Genomic DNA, 21,466 nt, shown 5'->3' on the forward strand with positions numbered 1-21,466 from the left:
GACGGGCCGGGGGGAGAATGGGCGGGTGGACAGGATGCCGAGGGACCGGGACACCGAGGGGCGGGCGCGCAGTGGGCGGCCCCGGGACGGGCTTGGGCGGCCGTTGCCGTACGGGGCCGAGGGGGTGCCGAGACAGCCGGAGGGTGTCGTGAGGGCACCGGCCGAGACGGTCGGGGAGGCACAACGGCTGCTCGACGCGGGGATGCCGTTCCATGCCCACGAGGTCTTCGAGGACGCCTGGAAGAGCGGCCCCGCCGGTGAACGGGACCTGTGGCAGGGGCTCGCCCAGCTGGCGGTGGGGCTCACGCACGCCGCACGGGGCAACGCGGCGGGCGGTGCGCGGCTGCTGCTGCGGGGTGCCGCGCGGATCTCCGGGCAGAGCGATCCGTACGGGCTCGATGTCGACGGAGTCGTCCGGTGGGCCCGCGCGTTGGCGGGCCGTGCGGACGAGGTGACGGACGCCGCCGCCGAGGCACCGCGCCTGCTCGGGGAGTGACGCGGCGCCCGGGAGGGGTAGGTCACCAGGCGACCAGGCGACCGGCAACTCCGCGGGCGCGCGGTGGATCAGGGTCGGTCGGAGGCATCAAGACCTCCCAGTCCTCGCGCAGCCGTAGGCCGGGGAAGCGAGTGGTGAACAGCTCCTGGGCGAGCGGGAGTTGGGTGCGGGCGAGCGGGGAGCCCGGACACCCGTGGGCGCCGTGACCGAAGCCGTCGTGTCGGGTCGGGCTCGCGGGCCGGGTGAGGCCGAAGGTGTCGGCATACCGGTGGCGGGCCTCGTCGCGGTCGGCGGAGCCGTAGGCGACGAAGACGGTCGCGCCTGCGGGTAGTTCGGGCCGGCGACCACGACGGGCCGGCTCGATGGGGACGCGATGGCGCCGGTGGGGCGGCGCCGTCGCGTGGAGACGACGGTGGGGCGAGAGCGCGGGCGGGGACGCCGAAGTCGGCGGGCGACGGCAGGACGTCGGGGCGCAGGGCGCTACGGGCGGGAAGCGCCCAGCTCGCGTGCGAGTACGGAGGTATGGCTGACGGACGGGTCCTTGGCGGCGGTCAGGAGGGTGATCCGACCCTGGTCGGCGAGGCTCCGCAGCTGGTCGAGGGCCTCGGCGGCCCCGGGTTCGGCAAGCTCGTCCGCGTACCGACGACAGAATTCGGCGTACGCGTCCTCGTCATCGGAGCCGTGGTACCAGCGGCGGAGTCCGGTGGAGGGTGTGAGGGCCTTGGGCCATGCGTCGACGCGGGCGTCCGCCTTGGCCAGGCCGCGCGGCCAGAGGCGGTCGACGAGGACGCGGACGCCGTCGTCGGGGGACGGGGGTTCGTAGATCCGTCGGACGCGGACGTCGCGGACGTCGCGGACGTCGCGGGCGCGGGAAGCCATGGATCCAGGGTGCCGCACGGTCCGGAGCGCCGCACGGTCCGGAGCGCCGCACGGTCCAGAGCGCGCCGCACGGTCCAGAGCGCGCCGCACGGTCCGGGGCGCCGCAGGGGGCGGCCGCTCAGCTCTCGGTGTGGTGCGGCGCCGGCATCAGCGCGGGCAGCAGGACGGAGTCGACGAACACGCGCATGGTCGAGGCGTCGGCGAACCGCTCCTCGAAGAGCCGCTCGATGCGGAGCATGCCCAGGAAGCAGGGGGCGACGAAGCCGATGGCCGGGTTGTCCCCGTCGATCTCGCCGCGCTCGACGGCCCGCCGGAGGATCTCGTCGAGGGCCGCGACCTCGGGGCTGATGACGGTCTCCCGGAGCGCGGCCCGCAGGTCGGGGTACTGGACGTACGCCTGGCTGACGGCCTCCATCAGCTCGGCGTCCCGGTCGCGGCGGGTCGCGGCGACGTGCGCGGCCTCGCGGAGGTCGCCGGCGAGGGTGCCGGTGTCGATACCGGCGAAGAACGTGCACCGCTGCTTGGCGAGGGCGGCCGTGACGAGCTTCGGCTTGGTCCCCCACTGGCGGTAGAGCGTCGCCTTGCCGCACTTGGTGCGGGAGGCGACCCCCTCCATGGTCACCGCGTCGTAGCCGCCCTCCCGGAGCAGACAGAGCACGGCCTCGTACAGCTCGGTCTCCCGCTCGGGGGTGATCTTGCTGCGGCGGGCGGCGGCGGTCGCGGCCTGCGTGGACATGGCTTCCTCCCGGACAGCTCTCTGCACATACGAGAGTAGGGGGTGCACAATCGAGACGCAAACGTATCGAGACGGTTGCGTCTCGATGAAATCGGATCTAGGCTTCCTCCGTTTGCTGCCGATTTGACTGTCAGAGGGGCCGTGCGATGGCTGCCGGGATACGCGGGATGCGGGGGACACGTCCCGCCGTACCGGAGCCGAGACCCGCCGACGGGCCGCCGCCGGCCACCACTCCGAGACCGCCCCTGCTGCGCGAGCTGCTGCTCGTCACCGCGCTCTTCCTCGTCTACAAGTGCGGCCGGCTCTTCGCCAACGGTCACGAGCTGCGCGCCTTCCACAACGCCGACCGGATCTGGGACGTCGAGCGGGCGTTCCATCTGCCCGGCGAGGGCTCGGTCCAGGCGCTCCTCATGCACGGCGAGCCGCTCGTCCGGGCCGCCAACACCTACTACGCGGCCGTGCACTTCCCGGCCACCCTCGCCTTCCTCGGCTGGCTCTACTGGCGTCGGCCCGCCCATTACGTCTGGTCCCGCCGGGTCCTCGCCCTCCTCACCGCCGCCGCTCTCGCGCTGCATCTGCTGATGCCGCTGGCGCCGCCCCGGCTGCTGACCGGGACAGGACTCGTCGACACCGCCCGGGTGTACGGGCCGTCGGTGTACGGCGCGACGCCCGCGACGGACTCGATGGCGAACCAGTTCGCCGCGATGCCCTCGCTCCACTTCGGCTGGGCGCTGATGGTCGCGATCGGCCTGATCGCGGCGGGCCGCACGCGGCTTCGCTGGCTGTGGCTGCTGCATCCGGCGCTGACCCTGCTGGTCATCGTCGGCACGGCCAACCACTACTGGTTCGACGCGCTCGCGGCGGCGGCGCTGCTCGGCGTCGCGCTCGCGGTCGTGCGGCCGCCGGGCGCGACCCCCGTCGCCCGGGCCGCCGTGCCCCGCGCGCGGGCGCCCCGTCCGGCGGAGGCGCTGCGATGAGCGGCCTCGACTCCACCGTGTTCGCCGTCCTGCTCTCGCTGGTCTCCGCGGCCGGGTACGCCCTCGCCGCGGTCGCCCAGTCCCGGCTCGCCTCCGCGTCCGACGGCGGCCGCGGCGCACTCCGCGCACTGCTCGCGCGCGGCCAGTGGTGGTGGGCGGTCGGCCTCAACGCGGCGGGCGCGCTCGCGCACGTGGCCGCGCTCCACTACGGCCCGCTGACGCTCGTTCAGCCGCTGGGCGCGCTCACCCTCGTGGCGGCGCTGCCCCTCGGCGCGTACTGCGCCCGGCGCCGGGTCACCCGCGCGGAGTGGCGCGGCGCGTTCTGGACCCTGGCCGGTCTCGTCGCCCTCATCTCGGTCACGGGCCCGGCGACCCCGGGCGACGCCCTGACGCTCCGCGAGGCCCTGATCGTCGCGGCGGCGACGGCCTTCCTGATCGCGGCACTGACATCGAACGGCCGACTCGGGTCCCGGCGCCGCCGCCTCGGGCGGGGGCTCGGGCATGCCACCGCCTCCGGGATCGCCTCCGGCGTGGGTTCCGCGCTGACGCAGACGCTCACCGCCGCGCTCGCGCGGGAGTTGCCCGGCGGGACGCCCGCCTGGTGGCAGACGGCCCTCGTCGCCCTGCTCATCTCCGGCTTCGCCGTGGGCGGGCTGCTCCTCTCGCAGACCGCCTACCGGGGCGGCCTCGCCGCCCCGCTGGCCGTCGTGAACCTCTCCAACCCGGCCGCCGCGGCCGTCATCGGCGTGGCGCTGCTCGGCGAGACGTTCCGCGCGGGTGTGTGGGGCTGGCTGGTAGCGGCCGCCGCCTCACTGGTCGCCGCACGCGGAGTGGTGCTCCTGACGACCGGAGCGGGCCCGGCCCCTTCCACGGCGCCGACCCCCTCCCCGGCGGCCCCCTCCGCGCCGCCGGCCCCGGCCCCCTCCTCGGCGCCGGTCACCGTTCCGGTCGCGGTCACCGCCCCCGTACCCCCTCCGCCGCTGCCATCCCCGGTCGTGGCCTCCGGAAAGCCGTTCCCCACCTCCCGTTCCCGTACCGACGAGGCCGCCCAGGCCACCACCCCGGCGGTCGTCGGCTGACGGCCGACTCGACCGCACGGCCGCACCGCCGCACGGCCGCACCGCCGCACGACCGCACGGCCGCACCGCCGCACGACCGCACCGCCGCACGGCCATCCGCCCACCTCGCCGCCCGGACCCCGATTCCGCTCCGGGGCTCGCAGCGCCCCACCACCCAGCGGCACCATGCCCGTTGCTCGCGGTCTGTCGCCTCCGCTTGTTGGATAGCCGAACTATCCTGGGACGGGAGAGTAGAACTCCGGGTAGCCGTGTCGAGACGATGGGAACGGTGAAGACCTTTTGCGCCTCTCCGAGTTGAGCGAGCGCGGCGGCGCCTCCGTGGCCACCGTGAAGTACTACCTGCGCGAGGGACTCCTGCCCCCCGGCACCCCTGTCACCGCCCGACAGTCGGAGTACGGCGAGGAGCACGTGCGCCGCCTGCGGCTCGTCCGGGCGTTGCTCACGGTCGGCGGGATGACGATCCAGCAGGCCCGGGACGTGCTGGCGGTCGCGGACGACCCCGCCTTCGGGCGGCACGAGCGCATCGGCATCGCCCAGTACATGCTGGGGCCGCAGATCTCCCCGCCCGACCCCGCCGACCCGGAGCGCGCCCTCTGGGACGAGGTCTTCGCCGAGATGCGCGGGCTGCTCACCGAGATGGGCTGGCAGGTGTACGACGAGGCGCCCGCGCTCGCCGCGCTGACCCGCGCGGTCCTGACGCTCCGCACCCTGGGCTACCGGGGCGGCGCCGACCACATCCGGCGGTACGCCGACGTGATGCACCCGATCGCCGCCGAGGAGTACACGGTGATCGAGGAATGCCCGGTCCTGGAGGAGGCGATGGAGGCGGCGGTCGCGTACACCGTGCTGTACGAGCCGATCCTGCTGGCCCTGCGCCGCCTGGCGCACGAGGACGTCTCTGCCCGTCTGCACCGGATCCCACCACCCCAGGAAACCCCACTTTCGTCACCTTGACGAAAAGCGACCGGAACCCTATCGTCAAACTGACGACAGGGGGAGTTCCCATGGCCGACATCACCCGCCGCGCCGGCTGGCGCCATCTGCGGTCCGCACCGACCGCCCACATCCGCCACCACCGGCGCGGACGCCTCGTCCACGACGGGACGGGGCTCAGCTTCTGGTACCGCTCGCTCTCCGCCGCGCTCTCCGAAGTGCCGGTCAACGACCGTGAGCTGGCGATGGCGTTCCACGCCCGCACCGCGGACTTCCAGGACGTGAGCGTCCAGTCCACCGTCACGTACCGGATCGGGGAGCCGGAGGCGGCGGCCACCCGGCTCGACTTCTCCATCGACCCGGACACGGGCGCCTGGCGCGGCGCGCCACTGGAGCAGATCGCCACGCTGCTGACGGAGACGGCCCAGCAGCACGCGCTCGACGTCCTCGCCCGCACCCCGCTGGCGGCGGCGCTCGTCGACGGGGTGGCGGCGGTACGGGACCGGATCGCGGCCGGGCTCGCGGCCGAACCGCGGCTGCCCGCCACCGGGATCGAGGTGGTGGCGGTGCGGGTGGTGGCGATCCGTCCGGAGCCGGAGGTCGAGCGCGCCCTGCGCACCCCGGCGCGCGAGCAGATCCAGCAGGAGGCGGACCGGGCGACCTACGAACGCCGGGCCGTGGCCGTCGAGCGCGAGCGGACCATCGCCGAGAACGAGCTCGCCAGCAAGATCGAACTCGCCCGGCAGGAGGAACGGCTCGTCGACCAGCGCGGCACCAACGCGCGGCGTGAGGCGGAGGAGAGCGCCGCCGCCGACGCCGTACGCGCGGAGGCGGAGGCGGTACGGAAGGTCCGGCTCGCGCGGGCCGAGGCCGAGGCGGCGCGGGAGGTCGGCGAGGCACGGGCGCAGGCCCAGGCGGCGTGGCTCCGGGTGCACGGCGAGGTCGAGACGGGCACCCTGCACGCCCTCGCGGCGACCCGGGCGGCGGAGAACCTGCCGCGGATCGAGAGCGTGACCGTCTCCCCGGACGTCCTGACCGCGCTGCTCGGCAGGCTGGGCGGCGGCGGGGCGTCGTCGTGAGCCTGGCGCCGCGCGCGGTGCTCGTGCACCGCACCACGGAGTACGAGGAGTTGCTCGCCCGGCACGGTACGCACGGGCAGGCCGCGTTCTTCCTGTCGAGCCGGGGCCGGAGCATCGAGGATGTACGACAGCGGTACGAGCGGAACCGGCGCGGGCTCGCGGAGGTGGCGGCGGCCGTGCCGCTGTCGTGGCGGCAGGCGCGGGTGGAACGGGCGGACCTCGACCGGTTCCTGTTCGGCCCCGAGGACGTCGTGGTGGTGGTCGGGCAGGACGGCCTGGTGGCCAACGCGGCCAAGTACCTGTCCGGGCAGCCGGTCGTCGGCGTCGACACCGACCCGGGCCGGAATCCGGGCGTCCTCGTCCGGCACCGCGCGGCGGACGCGGGGCGCCTGCTGACGTCGGCCGCCGCGTCGGCCGCCCGGACCGGGGTGGACGAGCTCACGATGGTGGAGGCGGTCACGGACGACGCGCAGCGGCTCCTCGCCCTGAACGAGGTCTATCTGGGTCCGCCGACCCACCAGACCGCGCGGTACACGCTCGCGGTCGAGGGCGGTCCGGAGGCGGCGCCGGAGCCCCAGGCGTCGTCGGGCGTGCTGGTCGGTACGGGCACCGGGGCGACGGGATGGCTGCGCTCCCTGTGGCACGAGCGCTCCAGCTCCCTCGCTCTCCCCGGCCCGACGGCGAGCCGCCTCGCCTGGTTCGTCCGCGAGGCCTGGCCCTCGCCGACCACGGGCACGACGCGGGTGGAGGGCGTCCTGACGCCCGGCACGTCCCTCCGCCTCACGGTGGAGTCGGACCGCCTGGTCGCCTTCGGCGACGGCATGGAATCGGACACCTTGAACCTGACGTGGGGCCAGACGATCCGCGTGGGCGTCGCCGACACGAGGCTCCGGCTCGTGGGGTGAGCGCCGGGCGCCCCCTGCGCCATGGGTGGTGGGGCGTGAGGTTGCGCGCGGGGCACCCCCCCTACGCCACGGGCGGTGGGGCATGAGGTGGCACGCGGGGCGCCCCCTACGCCACGAGCGGTGGGGCGTGAGGTGGCACGCGCGGCACCTCCTACGCCACGAGCGGCGGGGCCTGAGGTGGCGCCCGGGGCGAGCCGTGGGTGGTCCCTCGTGGGGTGTCTCCCTCGCTCTGGCCTGCGGCCGGAAAGCGTCGCAGCGGTGCTCGGGCGGGTCCCGCGCTCGCTATGCTCGGGGCGCTTTGACCGGTTTCTGATGTCCCTCGGCCGCCGAAGGAACCTCATGCCCCTCGCCTCCACCGGCTCCCTGCAGGTCTCCACCGCGACGCTCCAGGACTGGGCGGTCGTGCGGCGGTGGGCCGTCGACGAGGGGTGGAACCCGGGGGTGGCGGACGCGGCGGCGTTCTTCGCGCAGGACCCCGAGGGGTTCTTCCTCGGGCGCATCGACGGAGAGCCCGTCTCCGCCGTCTCCGTGGTCAACTACAGCGACCGGTACGCCTTCCTCGGCTTCTACCTCGTCCGCCCCGACCTCCGGGGCCTCGGCCACGGGCTCGCGACCTGGCGTGCCGGCCTCGCCCACGCGGGCGACCGGGCCGTGGGGCTCGACGGGGTGCCGGACCAGCAGGACAACTACCGCCGCTCCGGCTTCTCCTCCGCCCACCGCACGGCACGGTACGTCGGCGAGCCGAGCACCCCGGGCTCCCCCGGCGCCCCGGGCTCCCCCGGCACCCCGGCCGCCCCGGGCTCCCCCGGCACCCCGGCCGCCCCGGGCTCCCCCGGCACCCCGGCCGCCCCGGGCTCCCCCGGCACCCCGGCCGCCCTGAGCTTCCCCGGCGCACCCGACCCCTCCGTCGTGCCGGTCCACGACGTCGACGCCGCCGCCCTCGCCGCGTACGACAGTGCCTGTCACCACGCGGAGCGCCCGCGCTTCCTCGTGCCGTGGCTGACCACGCCCGGACACCGGGCCCTGGCGCGGGTCGTCGGCGGGCGCCTCACGGGGTACGGCGTGGTGCGGCCGGCCGAGGACGAGGCTCGGATCGGGCCGCTCTTCGCCGACACGCCCGCCGACGCGGCCGTCCTCCTCGACGCGCTGGCCGCCGAGGCCCGCGCGTTCGGCTCCGCGCGGATCGCGGTCGACATGCCGGAGGCCAATCCGGCGGCGGCCCGCCTCGCACGCGACCGCGGCCTGGAGCCGACGTTCGAGACTGCGCGGATGTACACGGCGCCGGTCCCGCCGATCGCGCAGGAGCGCGTCTTCGGCGTCACCACCCTCGAACTCGGCTGACGCTCCGCCGCCGCCGGCCACCCCCCTCGGACCGGCCCGAGGCGGCAGACCGCCCCCGCGCACTGCCCCTCCCCCGGCCCCGCAACCCCCCGCGCACCCTCACGCCCTCCCCGACCCCCTCGGGGGGCGACAAGGGTTTTCCCCGTATCGGGTTCATCTCGGCGTTCCCTACTGTCTGCCGCACCGGCAGAAACCATCCTCCGCGCCACCCACCTGTCAGGTCCATGTGGAGCGGTGGATAGGGTCCGCCGGTGGCGGCCTTGACCCGGGCCGTCGCGTCGCCGGTGGCGGCGCACGGGCTCCCCAAGCCCAAGGGAACGACGGATCGCGACCCCACTTCGCCCCGTGGCTCCCGCGCCGCCGCCACTGCTCCGCACCCACGTCGTGCTTGAAAGGGAACACATTGAACAGTTCCAGGCGGAGAGTCATATCCGTCGTGGTCGCGAGCGCCGCGATCATCGGCGCCGCTGCCACTTCCACCGGGGCGTTCGCCGCCGCTCCGGCCGCTGCCACCCCGAAGCCGGTTCCGGCCGCGCAGACGATGACCGCGCTGCCCAGCGCCCCGGTCGAGAAGGTCATCGTCACCTACAAGACCAGGACCGCGGAGGCCGGCTCCAACGCCGCCGCGCAGACCGACGCGGCCGCCAAGGGCGCCGCGACCGGTGAGCGCCTCGCCTTCGAGCGCCGCCTCGCCGGCGGTGCCGCGCTGGTCGACCTGGGTGGCAGCGCCACCAAGCAGGACGTCACCGAGGTCATGGCCGCGTTCCGCGCCGACCCGCAGGTCGCCTCGGTGGAGCCCGACATCCGCGCCTACGCGATGGCGGTCACCCCGAACGACACCGAGTACGCCAAGCAGTGGGACCTCTTCGAGGCCACCGGCGGCATGAACGTCCCGACCGCCTGGGACAAGACGACCGGCTCCGGTGTGACCGTCGCCGTGATCGACACCGGCTACGCGGCCCACACCGACCTCGCCGCCAACGTCGTCAACGGCTACGACTTCATCTCCGACTCGGCCGACGCCCGCGACGGCAACGGCCGTGACGCGAACGCCAAGGACGAGGGCGACTGGAACGCCACCGACAACGAGTGCGGGCTCGGCTCCAAGGCCTCCAACTCCTCCTGGCACGGCACGCACGTGGCCGGCACCATCGGTGCGGTCACCAGCAACACCAAGGGCATCGCGGGCATCGCGTACAACGCGAAGATCCAGCCCGTGCGGGTGCTCGGCAAGTGCGGCGGTTCCTCCGCCGACATCGCCGACGCCATCACCTGGGCGTCCGGTGGCTCGGTACCGGGCATCGCCGCCAACGCGACCCCGGCGAAGGTGATCAACCTGAGCCTGGGCGGCTCCAGCTCCACCTGCCCGAGCGTCTACCAGAACGCGATCAACGGCGCCGTCTCGCGCGGTACCACCGTCGTCGTCGCCGCGGGCAACAGCAACGCCAACACCTCCGGCTTCACCCCCGCGAACTGCGCGAACGTCATCACCGTGGCGTCGACCAGCCGCGAGGGCAACCGTTCGTTCTACTCGAACTTCGGCTCCATCGTGGACGTGGCCGCGCCGGGCGGCGAGACCCGCCGCGCGACCGACACGCCGGGGACCATCACGACCCCCCAGAACGGCATCCTCTCCACGCTGAACTCCGGCGCGACGACCCAGTCGGCGGAGAACTACGCCCCCTACCAGGGCACCTCGATGGCCGCGCCGCACATCGCCGGCCTGGCCGCGCTGCTGAAGTCGGCGAAGACGAGCCTCACCCCGGCCGAGATCGAGTCCGCGATCAAGACCAACGCCCGCCCGCTGCCCGGCACCTGCACCGGTGGCTGCGGAACCGGCATCGCCGACGCCACGAAGACCGTGAACGCCGTCACCACCACGACGCCGCCCACGGGCACCGTCTTCACCAACGCGACCGATGTGACGATCGCCGACAACACCACCGTGTCGTCCACGATCTCCGTCACCGGCCGCACCGGCAACGCCCCCGCCGCCCTCAAGGTCGGCGTGGACATCAAGCACACCTGGCGCGGGGACCTGGTCGTCGACCTGGTCGCCCCCGACGGCACGGTGCGCAATCTGAAGGCCTCCTCCGGCTCCGACAGCGCCGACAACGTCGTGGCCACGTACACGGTCGACGCGTCGAGCGAGGTCGCCAACGGTGCCTGGAAGCTTCAGGTCCGCGATGTGGCCACGGGTGACACCGGCTACATCGACTCCTGGACCCTGACCTTCTAGGCCCACCTGAACCACCCCCCACAACAGCATCATTGCTGGTCAGCGACGCGCTCGTGGTCTACACCACGGGCGCGTCCTGGCGTGGGGGCCGCGGTCCGTTGTCCGTATGCCGGACAACGGGCCTGGACTGCGCCGGTACGCTCCGTATTCTCTGCCCCACGGGGCTCACGGGCCGGGCCCGAGTGCCGGAGGGGGAGGGGTGGACAGGTGACGACCGCACCAGTGCCGCACCTCCCGCTGCGCCCCGTGGGCGTGGGCGGTTCTCCCGCGCCGGTGGGCCGCGAGGAGCTGCTCTCCCGGCTCGAACGTGTCCTGAATTCGCGGGGCCGGGCCTTCCTCACCGGCACGGCCGGCGTCGGCAAGACCGAGGTCGCGCTCGCGGAGGCGGCCCGGGCGGAGGCCCGCGGCGAGACGGTCCTGTGGCTGGCGACCCTGCCGGCCGACCGCGAGATACCGGGCGCGGTGGCGGCCGCCCTCGTGGCCTCGGCAGCGGCGACGGTGACCTGGTCGGGGCTCGCCGCCCAGGCGACGGCGCCGGCGCCGAGCGGTCCGGCAGGCCGGGCCGGCGGGAAGCCGTCGGCGGGCTCGTCCGGCCAGGCAGGCGGCAAGGCCCCGGCACGCTCGAAGACCGCGGCTCGCTCGAAGTCCACGACCGGCTCGTCGACCGGGAACGGCTCGACGACCGCGACCGGCTCCTCGGCCGGGACTGGCGCGAAAACGACGCCCGCGTCGACGACCACGGCCACCGGCGCGACAGCCCCGACGGGTTCGACGCCCCCGGTCGGTCCGATGATCCCGGCCGGCTCGCACGCGCCGATCGGCTCGATGTCCGCGGCCGGTTCCACCGACCCGGCCGCTCGGCAGGCCGCGTCCACGGGGCTTTCGCCGGCGGGCCCGCGCGCCGGCCTGGCGTCCGGGGTGTTCGACGGTCTGCCCGGCCCCCAGCGGACCGCCGTCGCGATGCTCTGCCGGGAGGCGCCGCTGCACGACGGCGGCTGGGACCCGATCGCGCTGCGCCTCGGCATCGCGCAGATCCTGCGGGCCCTGACGACGGCCCGCGGCCCCGCCCTCCTCGTCGTCGACGGCGTGCAGCACATCGACGCCGACAGCGCCGACCTGCTGCGCTTCGCCCTCCACCTGGCCCCGCCCGCGCTGCGGGTCATCGCGGTCGAGACCCCCGAGGCGTACGGCTCCGACGACGGCCACGACACCCGCCTCTGGGTGCCGTCGGAGGCCGACATCCTGCTCGTCCCGCCGCTGCACGCCGACGAGATCGCCGAACTCCTCATCCACCACCGGCTGCCGTCCCGGATGGCGGGCCGCATCCACAAGGCGAGCGGCGGCAACCCCCGCCTCGCCCTCGCCGTGGGCCGCTCGCTGGCCGACGCGCGCACCCCCGTCCACCACGCGGAGGCGCTGACGCTGTCCGGCCGGGCCCGCGATCTGGCGCGGCAGCTGCTCGGCGCCGCGCCGCCCGCCGTCCGCGAGACGCTGCTGCTCGCCGCCCTGGCGCTGCGGCCGACGGCGGCGCTGATCCGGCGGGCCGGGCGGCCCAACGCGGAGGCGGACCTCGCGACCGCCGAGCGGGCCGACCTGGTGTCGCTGGCCGAGGACGGCACCGTCGCCTTCACCGCCGGGCTGCTCCCCTCCACGCTGGTGCACGACGCCTGCTGGGCGGAGCGCAGCGCCGGGCACGCGGCGCTCGCCGGGGTCGTGGACGACTCGGTCGAGGCGGTACGGCACCGGGCGCTCGCCACCGACGTCCCCGACGAGGCGCTGGCCGCCGAGGTCGCCGCGGCGGCCGATCTGGCCCGGCGGCGGGGCAACAGCGCGCTCGCCGCCGAACTGGCCCTGCTCGCCGCCGAATCGACGCCCGTCCGGAACGCGGCGCAGCGGATCACCCGGCTCGTGGACGCCGCCGAGGAGGCCGCCAGGGCAGCCCGCGCCGACCTCGCGATGCGGGCCGCGACCGATCTGCTGGCCCGGGACGCGGCCCCGTCCGACCGGGTCCGGGCCCGGCTCGCCGTCCTGGACACGGCGGGGCAGGGGCTGACCGGTCTGGACGAGATGTACGTGCACGCGATGGAGGACTCCGAGGGCGACACCGCGCTGCGGGCGGGTGTGCTGCTCCGACTGGCCGTCAAATACGTGCTGGCGGACGGCGATCCGCTGCGCTCACGGTCCGCCGCCGTTGAATCGGCCGCGCTGGCGGCCTCGGTGGGCGATCCCCGGACGGCGGCGCAGGCCCTGACCGTACAGGCGCGGATGGACCGGGCGCTCGGGGCGTCGGACGCGGAGTCGGTCCTGGCGCAGGCGCGGGGGCTGGAGATGGCCGAGCGTCCGCTCGGAATCCGCAACGCCGCTCAGATCCTGACGATCCGTCACGCACTTTTCGACGACCGGCTCGCCGACGCCCGCGACCAGGTGAACGCGCTGCTGCCGCTGGTCCAGCGACGCGGTTCGGTGGAGGACACCATCGAGTTGTTCTCCACGCTCGCCGCGATCGAGGCGCGGATCGGGGCCTGCCCGGCGGCGCTGGTGCACGCGGGACAGTCGCTCGCGCTGACCTTGGAGGCGGGCCTCTCCCCCGGGCCCGCCTGGTACACGCTCGCCCTCGCGGAGACGGCCGGCGGGAGCTTCGCCCGGGCCGCCAGCTACGCCCGGCGCAGCGTCCAGGCCTCCGAGGAGGAGGGCGACCGGGTCTTCCTCTCCCGCAGTCTCTACGCCCTCGGCCGGGTCCAGCTGGTCAACGGGGACGTCGCCTCGGCCCTGGAGACGCTGCGCCGGGTGCAGGCGAACGAGCGGGCGCAGTCGACGGTCGACCCGTCGATGCTGCGCTGGCACGAGGAGCTGGCGGAGGCGCTGCTCGCCAACGACGCCGCGCAGGCGGCGGTGGAGCTGCTGGCCGAAGTGCGTCCGGTGGCCGAGAGCCTGGGCCGTACGACCGTACTCCTGGGCTGCGACCGGGCGTACGCCCTGCACCTCGCCGGGTGCGGGCGGACGGACGAGGCGGCCGAGCTGCTCGTGCGCACGGCCGAGCGGTTCTCGGAGGCGGGGCTGCCGCTGGAGCACGGGCGCGCGCTGGTCTCGCTGGCCCGGGTGGAGCGCAGACGTAGACGCCGCTCGGCGGCGCAGAGCGCGCTGCAGGCGGCGGCCGCGGTGTTCGAGCGGGCCGGTGCCGCTCCCTGGCTGGCGCTGACGCGCGAGACGCCGGCCGGTGAGGACTCCCTGCCGGCACTCTCCTCGCTGACCGACGCGGAGCTGCGGCTCGCCCACCTGGTGGGGCAGGGCGCCAGCAACCAGGAGGCGGCGGCCAAGTTGTACCTGAGCGTGAAGACGGTCGAGGCGCGCCTCACCCGGATCTACCAGAAGCTGGACGTCCGCTCCCGGGCGCAGCTGGCGACGGCCCTGCGCGGCTGAGAGCCCCGCCGCGCCGCCCCCTTCCGTCCTCAGATCGTGAAGGGCCGCTGGCGCAGGAACGCGGGCGGGGGGCTGCCCGTCGTGTAGAGGTTGGGGCTCTGGGTGGCCGGCAGTCGGCTCTGGATGGCGCGGTGGAAGGAACGGTAGCCGCCGCGGAAGGCGCCTTCGTCCCAGACCTCCAGGAGGGCCGCGGTGAAGGCACCGTTGACGTCGCCGTCGGCGGAGTACTGGTTGTCCTGGCAGCCCGAGATCAGCAGCGCCCGCGCCTCGGCCGCCTCTCCGTTCGGGGAGTCCTTCGCCAGGGAACGCCGCAGTTCCTCGAAGAAGCCCTGGTCCCGCGCGTAGATCTCCTGCTGGCGGAAGACGGGCATCATGCGCACGCGGGGTTCCGGCGGGTACGAGCCGGGCAGCTCGATGCCGCTGCCGCTGTGGCAGCAGTCGAGGAGCGCGACGATCCGGACGCCGTCCGCGAAGCCCCGGAACTCCCGGTTCACCTCGTCGTCGAGGAACTGCCGGTCGTAGAGCACGAGGGTCTCGTCGAGCGCGTCCGGCTCGTCGTCGTCCCCGGTGGCGTCCGGTACCTGACCGCCGTGGCCCGAGTAGGTGAAGAGCAGGACGTCGCCCGGGGCGAGTCTCCCGGCGGCCTCCTGGAGCGCGGCGGTGACCTGGTCGACGGTGCAGTCGGGGGTGAGCAGGACGGTGTCGGCGAAGCCCGCGGCGCGGGCCAGCGCGGCCATGTCCCGAGCGTCGTTCTCGCAGGCCACGAGGGCGCCGTCCCAGCCCTCGTAACGGCCGGGGTCGACCGTGTTCAGTCCGAGGTGGACGGAGAGTCCGGCGGGCATGGGGTGCCTCCTTGGACAGGGTGGGGAGGAGCACCGGGGCGGCTGATCGAGTGGCCTCTGCGCCCGGTGCCGAGCGCGACCCTTCGGGCGCGGTACTTACATCGTATGGAACCCACCGATCCCTCGCCTTCTCCACCGCACCCGCGCGCGGGCGGGCAGCGCCGCGACTCGTTCGCCGACCGCACCGGCTACGAGGAGGACTTCCTGGGTCCGACCGTGCCGCTGCCGCTGCCCGTGCGCGCCTCGGTGGAGACGGTGATCCTGCCGTACACGCACTTCACCGTGGTCTTCCGGCCCGACCGGCGGCTGGCCGCCTCGACCGCCGTCTGCATCGAGGGCGGGGAGCTGGTCGAGGACCTGCCCAGGGACGACGTCTGGGAGTTCGACCCGCGGCTGGCCGAGGAGCAGCAGGCGGGCAACGACGTCTACCGGAACAACAGCCTGGACCGGGGCCACCTGGTGCGCCGGCTCGATCCGGTGTGGGGCACGGCGGCGGTCGCGGCCCGGGCCAACACCGACACCTTCCACTACACGAACGCGGCGCCGCAGTCCGACGTGTTCAACCAGGGCAAGCAGCTCTGGCAGGGTCTGGAGAACCATCTCCTGGACCACGCGGCCCAGTTCGACCGGCGGCTCACGGTGCTCACCGGTCCGGTGCTGCACGACTCCGACCCGCCCTACCGGGGTGTCCAGGTGCCGCTGCGCTTCTGGAAGGTGGCGGCGTTCATGCAGGACGGGGCGCTGGCGTCGACCGCGTACGTCCTCGACCAGAGTCCGGACCTGAGCCGCGACGCGGAGCGGGCGCTGTCCGGCGCGAAGGCCGGTGCGCCGCCGCCGCTCGGGCCGTTCCGGACGTACCAGGTGCCGGTCTCGGACGTCGCGGAGCTCACCGAGCTGGAGTTCGGGCCGCTGCCGGACGTCGATCTGATGCCGCCGTTCCGGGCGCCGGAGGACCGCTGGCGACGGCTGGAGTCCTTCGACGACATCGTCCTGCAGAGCTGACCGCCGGGCACGCGGAGGCCGAGCCGCGCCCGCCCGGTCCGTCGCCCGTTTGCCACCGCCCTCCCCCGGTGAAACGATGACAGACGGGGCCAGTCGGGACCGCCGGGCAGGTGCGGTATGCCGCTCACCGAGACGGAATGGGGACTCGTCACCAGTTGGGTGCGTGAGTGCCTTCTCGACACCCCGGACCCCGCCACCCGGTTGCGGGCCGCAGGGCTCTCGTCGGACTTCGTCGCGGATCTCGTGCTCTCTCCGGACCGCGACGCGAACGCCCGCATGGTGGTGGGCGCGGCGCGCAGGGACATCGCCCATCAGCGGGCGCTGCTCGACGCCCTGACCGGGCTCGACGCGCTGACGGCGGCGGGCAACGCCGAGGCGCGGAGTCTGCTGAGACGGCTGCGGGAGGACGAGGAGCTGCTGCGCTCGGCGCGTGACCCGTTCCGGACGCTGGTGCTCGCCAACGGCACCGAGGTCTTCATCGGCCGGGACGGGCTGCGCGAGAAGCTCAGGGGGTTCGTCGCCGACCCGGAGCAGACGGTGCTCGTGGTGGACGGCGAGCCGGACAGCGGACGTTCGTACTCGTACCGCCTGATCCGCCATCTCGGACAGCACTGCGGGTTCCGTCCGGTACGGATCACGCTCTCGCGGACCTCGACGGCGGCCCGTCTCGTGGAGCGGCTCACGGACTTCGTGGCGGGCCCCGGAGCGGAGCGGTCGCCGTTGAATCCCACGCAGTTGAACGATCCACTGCCCTCGATCGACGACGCCGTGCACCGGATCGTGAGCTGGGCGACGACGGCCGAGGAGCGCTTCTGGCTGGTGCTCGACGAGTGCGACAAGCTCGACGCCACCTCCGACGTCTGGGACTGCGTCGGCAAGCTCGCCCTGGCCGTCTACGAGCACACACCGGTACGGCAGGACGCCGTTCCCCGGCTCGTCCTGCTGGGCTACTCCCCGACGATGCGTCAACTCCCGTACGACATACGGAGCGCCATGTGCCGGGACACGGCGCTGGTGGCGAGCGAGGACGATCTGCGCACGTTCTTCGCTGAGTTCTTCGGCCAGGCACTGCCCGCGCAGGACCCGACGGCGCTCGGGCGCCTGGTGGACGTGGCGGTGGCCGGAGTGCTGCGCGCGGTCGACGCGGCGGATCCCACGGACAGTCACATGCGCCGGGTCTGTACGGCGGTGGAGGAGACGGTACGGCTCTCCCGCGCGCTCGCCCCCGGCGACGACGCCCCCGATCAGCTCCTGCGGGCGATGCGGAGCACGGCCGCGCAGCCGCAGCCCGCGGCGCCCACGCTGCCGGAGCTGCGCAGGGCCTACCGGGAGGCGGCCTGCCTCCTGGACGAGTTCGATCCCGCCCGGCTGCGGCTTCCCGACGAGAGCGGCCCCAGCGGGCGGGCCGTCCTGGCCCTCGTCGACGACTGCACCGCGCTGGCCACGCACCCCACACCGACCTGGGTCCTCAAGCCCGAGGTGCGTGACGAGACGCTGAGCGCTTTCGCGGGCCCGCAGGCCGCCCGGCGCGCCCTGGCGGCGGCCATCGGTGCCGTCCCCGACGGTCCGGGCACCGAGCGCGCCGCGCTCGCCCTGCTGTCCGGCGCCCCGGCCGGCCTCGACGGACTGGGCGTCGAGGGGCTGTGCGACACCCTGCGCGCGGTCCTGTGGCTGCGCATGATCCCCGGCGCGACCGGCCTGCCGGACGTCGACGAGCTGCAACACCGGCTGGAGCGGGCCCGGTTGCTCCAGCCGCTCGAGCGGCTGATGGCGGGCCCGATCCATGGGCGGCAGCGCGAACTCGACGCCCTGCGGGCCTACATCGCGCTGCCGGCCGAGCCCGCGGAGCCGCCCGTCCTCCTCCATGGCGTGGGCGGCATCGGCAAGAGCACCCTGCTCGCGACCTTCCTCGTCGAGAGCCTGCGCGAGTCGCCCACCGGTTTCCCCTTCGCCTCCATCGACTTCGAGCGGCCGACGCTCTCCATCCACGAGCCGGCCACCGTGCTCGCCGAGATCGCCCGCCAGCTCGGCGTCCAGTACCCCGGCCGGCGCGCCGCGTTCGACGCCCTCGCCGACGAGTGCGAGGAGACCGCCGCCTCCCAGCGCGGCGAGCGGAACCAGCTCGACGAGCTGTACCAACTCTCCGCCACCCGCGCGACCCTCGGCCGCGACTACTCGGCGGGGTTCCACTCCCGGGCCAGCGCCCGCGAACAGGAACTGGCCCGCAGTGTGGCGGAGTTGGTCGCCGGGGCGGTCGGCACACCGGTCGGCGGGGACGACCCGCCGCTGGTGATCGCCCTCGACTCCTTCGAGGAGGCCCAGTACCGGGGCTCCCCCGTCATCGCGAGGATGTGGGCCATCTGGACGGCCCTGCGCGCCGCGTACCCCCGGCTGCGGTTCCTCGTCTCCGGGCGCGCGCCCATCGACCATCCGGCGAAGGTGCTCGCGCCGCGCACCATGGAGCTGGGCGAGCTGGACAAGGAGGCGTCCGTGGCCCTGCTGACCTCCTGCGGGGTCACGGACGAGGCGGTCGCCCGGGACCTCGTCGACCGGATCGGCGGCCATCCGCTCAGCCTCAAGCTCGCCGCACGGACCACCGTGCTGCTGGGCGCCGGCTCCGACTCGCTCGGCGACCTGCTGCGCACGCTGCCCTCGCGCCGCCGGTACTTCCACCACCAGGTCGACCAGATGCTGATCCAGGGCACGCTGTACGACCGTATCCTCAAGCACATCGCGGACGACGCGGTCCGCGCGCTCGTCCAAGCGGGTCTCGCGCTGCGGGTGATCACTCCGGAGCTGGTCCAGGAGGTCCTGGCCGAGCCGGCCGGTCTGGACATCGGGTCGGCGCAGGAGGCGCGTTCGCTCTTCGGGCGGCTGGTCTCGCGACTCGACCTGATGGAGCCGGCCGGGCCGCAGGCCGTACGGCACCGGGCGGATCTGCGCTCGATCATGCTGCGGCTCTCCGACAGCGCGCGGACGGACCTGATGCGGGCCGTCGACCAGCGCGCGGTGGAGTTCTACGCGGCCCGCGAGGGCGCCGCCGCGCGGGCCGAGGAGCTCTACCACCGGCTGCGGCTCGGTCAGGACCCCCGCGCGGTGGAGCGGCGTTGGCAGTCCGGCGTGGCCGGTTTCCTCACCGGCGCGGACCGTGACATGCCGCCCCGTTCGGCCGCCTTCCTGCTGGGGAAGCTCGGCGGCCACGTGCCGGACCGGATCATGGCCGATGCCGACCAGGAGGACTGGGAGCGGATCGCCGCCCGGGAGGTCGAGGACCTGCTCACCCAGGGGTACGTGGAGGCGGCCGTGGAGCGGCTCGCCGAGCGTCGGCCCTGGACCCCGTGCAGCAGGCTGCACGGGCTGCTGGTGGAGACCCTGGCGCGGTCGGGACGGGTCGCGGAGGCCCGGGAGACCGCCGAGCGGGCCGTGGACCTGGCGGCGGAGGCGGGGTGCGCGAAGATCCGCCTCGAACTGCTCCAGCTCTCCGCCCGGCTCGCCCAGGACGAGGGTGACTTCACGGACGCCGACCACGACCTCCAGGAGGCGGAGGACGTCGCGGCCGGGCTCGGCCTGGCGCACGAGTCGATGGGCGTCCTGGTGGCCCGCTCGCGCCTGGCGGCCCTCTCGGACGAGGGCTCGACGGAGATGGACGCCCGTCTCGCCCGTACGTTGCGGGGCATGCCGGACGAGGAGCTGGCCCGGCAGCCCGCCCTGGCGCGGGCGGCGGCCGCCACGGCCTCGCGGGCCGATCCTCAGCTCCTCGAGCACACGCTGCGGCTGGTCGGGCTGCCGGCGGACGACGAGGCCGTCATCGACGCCCTCGCCCGCTGGATCGACACCGCGATGACCGACGAACCGCAGCTGCGCGAGCCGCTGGCCCGGATCCTCCGCTCGGCGGCCGGCTCGCCCCCTGCGGACCCGGCTGCGATGCGGACGCCCGGGACCGCGACGGCGACCTGGGCCGCGGACGGAGCGGGACCGGCGCACGCGGCAGCGAACGGAGCGAGGACGGCGGCCTGGGGAGCGAGCGGAACGGGGACGGCGGCAGCGGCAGCGAACGGCGCGGGGACGGCGGCAGCGGCCGTGAGCGGCGCGGGGACAGCGGTCGACGGCCATCCCGCCGCGGGCGCGGCCAGGATGACGCGCGCCGAGGTGGAGCACGCCCTGCGCCAGGCGCGCGAGCGCGGGACGCTGGACAGCGTCGCCTGGCGGGCGCTCATGCTCCGCGACGGCAGCGGCGATCTGGTCGAGGGCGTCGCCGCCGCCATGGACGCGGACACCCCGGCCCGCGGCCCGGCCACCGCGGAGCCCACGGCCGGCGGTGACAGCAGGGGCATCTGGTCGCAGCCACCGCCCGACGCGGCCGAGGGCGCGGTCCGGACGGTCCCGTACCTCTCCGCCGAGGATCTCGTCCGGGTCCGCAACGCGGCCCTGGACGCGGGGCTCGCCGAGAACGGGCTGCGGCGGCTGCTGTTCGCGGGCACGAGCGCGCACTTCCGGGCGAGCCTGCCGGCGATGGACACCCCCCTGCGGCAGATGCACTCCGACCTGGACGTGATGAACCAGGTGGAGCGGCTCATCGACGGGACGGTTCCGCTGGAGGTCTGGCTGCACAACGCGATCGCCCAGACCGTCGACGCGGCTCCGCTCGCGGTGCTCCAGCGTGCGCTGGACGACGTCGCACGGGACGCCGCCGGGGAGCCGGACCTGCCGCCGGGGACGCTGCCCGCGGAGACCAAGGAGGAGATCATCTTCCGGGACGACACCGTGCCGTTCGAGTTCCTGCACGGCGGCGTCCTCGCCGGCGCGTCGGTGGCCCGGCTGAAGGTCCCGCCGTTCGAGGGCGGCCGGCCGCTCCAGCCTGCCTACCCGCACGCGGGCACGGGCTGGCTCATCACGCCCGAGCTGCTGATCACCAACCACCATGTGGTGAACGCCCGTACCCGCTCGCCGGGGGTGCGGCTCCGGGTCGCCGACGACGACCTGCAGCTCCAGGTCCGCAGCTCCCGTTCGCGCTTCGACTACGGCGCCGACGAGGCGGAGACGACGGAGGCCACGGCGGGCGCCCTCGTCGCCTGGGACGAGACCCTCGACTTCGCGCTGATGCGGCTCTCCGCCGGACTGCCGGCCCGCCCGGTGCTCCGGGTCGCGACCGCCCCGCTGCTCCTGAACGGTTCCGAACCGGTGGCGGTGAACATCATCCAGCACCCGGGCGGGCAGCCCAAGCGGGTGGCGCTGCGCAACAACCTGGTCTTCGAGGCGGACGAGCGGGACCTGCGCTACTTCACCGACACCCGCAGCGGCTCGTCCGGTTCGCCGGTCTTCACGGACGACTGGACGGTGGTGGCGCTCCACCGGGGCACCCGCCGGGTCGACGAGGTCCATTACCAGGGCAGGACGACGGCTTTTGTGAACGTCGGCACCCAGATGAGCCGGATCCTGGCCCATCTGCGGGAGACCGTACCGGAGTTGTACGAGGAGATCGCCGGCGCGCAGTCGGTGCCGGGTCCCGAGACCCATCTGTGGGCCGCGTGACCGTGG

General features: G+C 74.6%; 14 protein-coding genes. 11 read left to right on the plus strand and 3 right to left on the minus strand.

The genetic code is table 11. The annotated features are described in order from the left end of the window. The first annotated feature begins 148 nt into the window (after window positions 1–148). On the plus strand, window positions 149–496 hold the full coding sequence (locus ACIPPS_RS09305; RefSeq protein WP_401428767.1) for a DUF309 domain-containing protein: 348 nt from the start codon (window positions 149–151) through the stop codon (window positions 494–496). A gap of 480 nt (window positions 497–976) precedes the next feature. On the opposite strand, the gene ACIPPS_RS09310 is transcribed toward ACIPPS_RS09305, so the two are convergent. Continuing rightward, window positions 977–1,375 (minus strand): DUF488 domain-containing protein, encoded by a 399-nt coding sequence (locus ACIPPS_RS09310; RefSeq protein ID WP_401428769.1) that lies wholly within the window; start codon window positions 1,373–1,375, stop codon window positions 977–979. A gap of 118 nt (window positions 1,376–1,493) precedes the next feature. Next, window positions 1,494–2,111 carry a TetR/AcrR family transcriptional regulator gene (locus tag ACIPPS_RS09315; RefSeq protein WP_401428771.1) on the minus strand — a complete coding sequence of 206 codons (618 nt, stop codon included), beginning with the start codon at window positions 2,109–2,111 and terminating at the stop codon, window positions 1,494–1,496. 146 nt (window positions 2,112–2,257) lie between these two features. Between ACIPPS_RS09315 and ACIPPS_RS09320 the strand changes: the two genes are divergently transcribed. From ACIPPS_RS09320 to ACIPPS_RS09355, 8 genes are all read left to right on the plus strand, one after another. Then, a complete protein-coding gene (locus tag ACIPPS_RS09320) occupies window positions 2,258–3,088 on the plus strand; it encodes a phosphatase PAP2 family protein (protein ID WP_401428774.1) in 831 nt (276 codons plus the stop codon). Then, window positions 3,085–4,167 carry a DMT family transporter gene (locus tag ACIPPS_RS09325; protein WP_401428776.1) on the plus strand — a complete coding sequence of 361 codons (1,083 nt, stop codon included), beginning with the start codon at window positions 3,085–3,087 and terminating at the stop codon, window positions 4,165–4,167. Before ACIPPS_RS09320 ends, ACIPPS_RS09325 begins: the two co-directional genes overlap by 4 nt. A 279-nt stretch (window positions 4,168–4,446) precedes the next feature. Beyond that, window positions 4,447–5,121, plus strand: a complete 675-nt coding sequence (locus tag ACIPPS_RS09330) for a MerR family transcriptional regulator (protein WP_401428778.1) — start codon at window positions 4,447–4,449, stop codon at window positions 5,119–5,121. A gap of 50 nt (window positions 5,122–5,171) precedes the next feature. Continuing rightward, window positions 5,172–6,179, plus strand: coding sequence for an SPFH domain-containing protein (locus ACIPPS_RS09335; protein ID WP_401428780.1), 1,008 nt, complete (start codon window positions 5,172–5,174; stop codon window positions 6,177–6,179). Next, window positions 6,176–7,084, plus strand: a complete 909-nt coding sequence (locus ACIPPS_RS09340) for a hypothetical protein (protein WP_401428782.1) — start codon at window positions 6,176–6,178, stop codon at window positions 7,082–7,084. The genes ACIPPS_RS09335 and ACIPPS_RS09340 overlap by 4 nt, the downstream gene beginning before the upstream one ends. Window positions 7,085–7,423: 339 nt before the next feature. Beyond that, the gene (locus ACIPPS_RS09345; RefSeq protein WP_401428784.1) at window positions 7,424–8,425 is read left to right on the plus strand and encodes a GNAT family N-acetyltransferase; all 1,002 of its coding nucleotides are present in this window, start codon (window positions 7,424–7,426) and stop codon (window positions 8,423–8,425) included. Between the two features lie 541 nt (window positions 8,426–8,966). Further along, window positions 8,967–10,664 (plus strand): S8 family peptidase, encoded by a 1,698-nt coding sequence (locus ACIPPS_RS09350; RefSeq protein WP_401429553.1) that lies wholly within the window; start codon window positions 8,967–8,969, stop codon window positions 10,662–10,664. Between the two features lie 207 nt (window positions 10,665–10,871). Continuing rightward, window positions 10,872–14,084: a LuxR C-terminal-related transcriptional regulator gene (locus ACIPPS_RS09355; RefSeq protein WP_401428786.1), complete on the plus strand. Its 3,213-nt coding sequence runs from the start codon at window positions 10,872–10,874 to the stop codon at window positions 14,082–14,084. A gap of 29 nt (window positions 14,085–14,113) precedes the next feature. Here ACIPPS_RS09355 and ACIPPS_RS09360 read toward each other — a convergent pair whose 3' ends face one another. Further along, complete coding sequence (locus ACIPPS_RS09360; protein WP_401428788.1) at window positions 14,114–14,926, minus strand: caspase family protein; 813 nt, start codon at window positions 14,924–14,926, stop codon at window positions 14,114–14,116. 105 nt (window positions 14,927–15,031) lie between these two features. Here ACIPPS_RS09360 and ACIPPS_RS09365 point away from each other — a divergent pair, with 105 nt between their 5' ends. Then, the gene (locus tag ACIPPS_RS09365; RefSeq protein ID WP_401428791.1) at window positions 15,032–15,928 is read left to right on the plus strand and encodes a DNA/RNA non-specific endonuclease; all 897 of its coding nucleotides are present in this window, start codon (window positions 15,032–15,034) and stop codon (window positions 15,926–15,928) included. Window positions 15,929–16,045: 117 nt separating this feature from the next. Beyond that, on the plus strand, window positions 16,046–21,460 hold the full coding sequence (locus ACIPPS_RS09370) for a trypsin-like peptidase domain-containing protein (RefSeq protein ID WP_401428794.1): 5,415 nt from the start codon (window positions 16,046–16,048) through the stop codon (window positions 21,458–21,460). Window positions 21,461–21,466: the final 6 nt, after the last annotated feature.

Source organism: Streptomyces sp. NPDC090127, assembly GCF_044746945.1.
Classification (GTDB): Bacteria; Actinomycetota; Actinomycetes; order Streptomycetales; family Streptomycetaceae; genus Streptomyces.

Coding starts and splice junctions, on each gene's coding strand:
- ACIPPS_RS09360 (WP_401428788.1), bottom strand. CDS start 14,926: ATGCCCGCCGGACTCTCCGTCCACCTCGGACTGAACACGGTCGACCCC.
- ACIPPS_RS09335 (WP_401428780.1), top strand. CDS start 5,172: ATGGCCGACATCACCCGCCGCGCCGGCTGGCGCCATCTGCGGTCCGCA.
- ACIPPS_RS09325 (WP_401428776.1), top strand. CDS start 3,085: ATGAGCGGCCTCGACTCCACCGTGTTCGCCGTCCTGCTCTCGCTGGTC.
- ACIPPS_RS09345 (WP_401428784.1), top strand. CDS start 7,424: ATGCCCCTCGCCTCCACCGGCTCCCTGCAGGTCTCCACCGCGACGCTC.
- ACIPPS_RS09365 (WP_401428791.1), top strand. CDS start 15,032: ATGGAACCCACCGATCCCTCGCCTTCTCCACCGCACCCGCGCGCGGGC.
- ACIPPS_RS09310 (WP_401428769.1), bottom strand. CDS start 1,375: ATGGCTTCCCGCGCCCGCGACGTCCGCGACGTCCGCGACGTCCGCGTC.
- ACIPPS_RS09350 (WP_401429553.1), top strand. CDS start 8,967: ATGACCGCGCTGCCCAGCGCCCCGGTCGAGAAGGTCATCGTCACCTAC.
- ACIPPS_RS09320 (WP_401428774.1), top strand. CDS start 2,258: ATGGCTGCCGGGATACGCGGGATGCGGGGGACACGTCCCGCCGTACCG.
- ACIPPS_RS09315 (WP_401428771.1), bottom strand. CDS start 2,111: ATGTCCACGCAGGCCGCGACCGCCGCCGCCCGCCGCAGCAAGATCACC.
- ACIPPS_RS09370 (WP_401428794.1), top strand. CDS start 16,046: ATGCCGCTCACCGAGACGGAATGGGGACTCGTCACCAGTTGGGTGCGT.